Source organism: Methanobrevibacter sp., assembly GCF_045220775.1.
Taxonomy (GTDB): Archaea; Methanobacteriota; Methanobacteria; order Methanobacteriales; family Methanobacteriaceae; genus Methanocatella.
In genome coordinates, this window is record NZ_JBGUWC010000138.1 from 1 (window position 1) to 2,979 (window position 2,979).

The 2,979-nt window shown below is 35.9% G+C and carries 5 protein-coding genes; all 5 read right to left on the reverse strand.

Annotated elements, in window-relative coordinates:
* Positions 1–302: 302 nt before the first annotated feature.
* Complete coding sequence (locus ACJROP_RS09375; RefSeq protein WP_406535207.1) at positions 303–455, reverse strand: helix-turn-helix domain-containing protein; 153 nt, start codon at positions 453–455, stop codon at positions 303–305.
* A gap of 90 nt (positions 456–545) precedes the next feature.
* Positions 546–902 carry a hypothetical protein gene (locus tag ACJROP_RS09380; RefSeq protein WP_406535208.1) on the reverse strand — a complete coding sequence of 119 codons (357 nt, stop codon included), beginning with the start codon at positions 900–902 and terminating at the stop codon, positions 546–548.
* Between the two features lie 441 nt (positions 903–1,343).
* Positions 1,344–1,820, reverse strand: a complete 477-nt coding sequence (locus ACJROP_RS09385; protein ID WP_406535209.1) for a hypothetical protein — start codon at positions 1,818–1,820, stop codon at positions 1,344–1,346.
* Positions 1,821–1,830: 10 nt separating this feature from the next.
* A complete protein-coding gene (npdG, locus tag ACJROP_RS09390; RefSeq protein WP_406535210.1) occupies positions 1,831–2,517 on the reverse strand; it encodes an NADPH-dependent F420 reductase in 687 nt (228 codons plus the stop codon).
* A gap of 2 nt (positions 2,518–2,519) precedes the next feature.
* Positions 2,520–2,979 (reverse strand): DUF2284 domain-containing protein (locus tag ACJROP_RS09395; RefSeq protein ID WP_406535211.1); only part of this gene is annotated, 460 nt, incomplete at its 5' end.

A 2,979-nucleotide genomic window follows, 5' to 3' on the forward strand; every position in this document is an offset into this window, starting at 1 on the left:
TTTAATAATTCCTGCATCCTATCCCCCCATTTAATTAGATCAAAACGGGATTGATATGCCGAATAATGCCATTTTAATCGTTAACACAAATTGGTGATGGCTGATTTCTTGCATATAATTATCAATGTATACACAACATAGTAATATTGTGTATAAAATATTAGTATAATGGGGTTAATAAAGTTTTCGGTGACAAAAAATATCTTCTAAAAATTGGCAAATGGGAAAAAAATTTAAAGTATCTTCCACTTTTGGGCAGATTAATTAAAAAAGTTTCGAGAAAATGAAAAAAAATGAAATATTCATTTAGACAAGATTTTTTTAACAAAATCTGGACTAACATTCGTAATTCTTACAATATCCTCGATTCCATATCCTTCATTACTCAAATTAATTACAAATTCTTCACTTTTTTCATCAACTTTCCTTTGTGCATAATCTTCCACTATCTTCATGTTTCCACCTAATTCAACCTACTGTAATAAATTACCAACACTCAATCTAAACATCATTAAGACAACTAATGAACTATCAGGATATCCTAATCATTTAGACAATGCGTTTCTAACAAAATCCAGACTAACATTCGCAATTCTTACAATATCCTCGATTCCATATCCTTCATTACTCAAATTAATTACAATCTCCTCATTTCTCTCTCGCATTTTTTCATCAACTTTCCTTTGCGCTACCCTTTGCGCATAATCTTCCACTATCTTCATGTTTCCACCTACCAAGTTTGATATTGTTGTGCTTAACGATTCATCACAGACAAATTTGTCGCATAACATCAGCACAATCCCTTTTACGAATTGTGCAATATCCTTATCCAAACCCTTAATGTTTGTCAGTGCAATAGCCGAGTTCAGAATACAATATTCAACATTGCGTTTTGAACTCATAAAACAGACTAAACTTATTAAAAGCAATTCCCTTTCAGTCAATTGTTGACCTTTTTCGACTTTTGAATTGATTTGCCATAAGAATTCATCACCGTCGCATTCCTTAATCGAGTGCTTGCCTTATTGAATTATACCTTAATCGACATTACAAAAACTCCACTCTGAAAGTGCTCTTTAAATCTAATTTATAATGTCTATTATTTAAATCAGTCAGTTGTTTTTAACTGCAATTTTACAGTATCATACAACTTTTTCTCCAAATTGATAAAATAAGAATGATTAATCTTTTTAAAACAAACAACAATGTAAAAATCTTTTTTTATTCATCAAAATCCGAAACACTATATCCAAAATCACCAGTACTATCATCTCTTTGAGGAGACCATATTTACCAAAATAAATCAATGATGGATTTATGCAAAAATAAGAAAGATTAACAGTTCATTTACAGATGTCATTGATAATCTTCTGCAGGTATTTTTTCTTCAAAACAAGTTCACGCTTATTCGCCATCCTATCTGAATTTGGCTGAGCCACCTTTTCCTCAAGCCTTGAAGCTCCAAGATACCTAGTATCTCCCTCGGTCAGATTATGGGCTTCGCCAGAATCTATGGCCTTTTTGATATAGTAATAATCCTTGAACAGTATATCAAAGTCGTTGCTCAAGTGATATATCTCCAAGTCGCTGATGAGTCCTGTCTCATCGTGCCAGATGATAAAAAGAGTATCCTTTCTGAAAAGTTCGCTGAACTCAATCAGGTTAAAATAGTCCAAATCAGCTAATTTAAGCTTTGATGTAGGATACCTGCGACCGCAAAGCTTTGTATTGTATCCTAAGGTTACCAAAATAAAATCAGAGGATTCATTCAAATCAATCTCATTTATGTTTCGACCTATCAATTGTTCAAATGAATCCATAATATCAAAATCAGTCTTTGTCTAAAGCAGGAATTCCGGTAATTCTTAATCCACCGTAGTGGGATTTGTACTTGATGTTCAATCCGATTAACAATGGGGTGATTTTTTCGATGATCCTTGCTTTTTCTAAAACGCCTGTATCGATTGTTTTGATACCAGGGATTTTGTCGATGATTTCTGCGGCGATTTCTTTAGCTTCCTTGTCGTCACCTGCAATCAAACAGTCACAGTCGATTTCTTCTGGGATGTTTGAAAGGTGTGAGTTTGAGATGTTACAGAAAGCACAGATTACTTTTGCACCGGTTCCTTCCAGGATTTTTGCGGTCCTTTCAGCAGCTGATCCTTCCATTAGGTCTACAAATCTGAATGGTTTTCCGCCGATTGCAGTTTCTAAAGGTACGGTTGCGTCCATGACAATCTTGTCAGTACAGAATTCCTTGATTCCTTCTACAGTTGGTTTTTGTGCAGCTAATGGTACTGTGAGGATTAATACGTCACCTTCTTTTGCTGCATCTTCGTTTGCCATACCTACCATAGATAAGTCGTAGTCTGCTAAATCTTCTTTTGCTTTTGCTACAACGTCTAATGCTTTTTCTTCTTTTCTTGAACCTACGATAACGTCGACTCCGGCGATAGCTAATCTTTCAGCAATACCGAGTCCTTGAGGTCCGGTTCCACCAATGACACTTACTTTCATTTTTACTCACCTGTTTTTTTGTCATATAATAAGCCGCCTACGAATATCAGGTATTCGGGCAGTTTACCATCATGAGCGTAAAGGATCTTATAGCCAAGCAGATCTTCAACGCTTCGATCCACTTCGCCTCCCAATGATTCTATTGAATATCTCATTTTAAACGGCATCTTGCAGGGCATTCCGAATTCCCTTGTGCAGCGCATGCACATGTTGCACTTGCCGAAATACAAACCTAAGGAGTCCTCGTTTTCAAGCATGTATATCTCGTTCATGAACTTGACCTTGAGCCTTTCGAAGCGCTTAAGGACAAATTCCAGCTCCTTTTGGGAAAATTCATGCTCAAGCTCTTCAGCTGAAAAGTCTATCTTGAAGGCTATTATCTTGAGCTTGTTGTAGGAATTCCAGATTTCATCGACGTCAAAGTCGAACGGCGGATAGTTCCAGTTGTATCCAAGCATCTCC

Coding starts and splice junctions, on each gene's coding strand:
- ACJROP_RS09385 (WP_406535209.1), bottom strand. CDS start 1,820: ATGGATTCATTTGAACAATTGATAGGTCGAAACATAAATGAGATTGAT.
- ACJROP_RS09375 (WP_406535207.1), bottom strand. CDS start 455: ATGAAGATAGTGGAAGATTATGCACAAAGGAAAGTTGATGAAAAAAGT.
- npdG (WP_406535210.1), bottom strand. CDS start 2,517: ATGAAAGTAAGTGTCATTGGTGGAACCGGACCTCAAGGACTCGGTATT.
- ACJROP_RS09380 (WP_406535208.1), bottom strand. CDS start 902: ATGAGTTCAAAACGCAATGTTGAATATTGTATTCTGAACTCGGCTATT.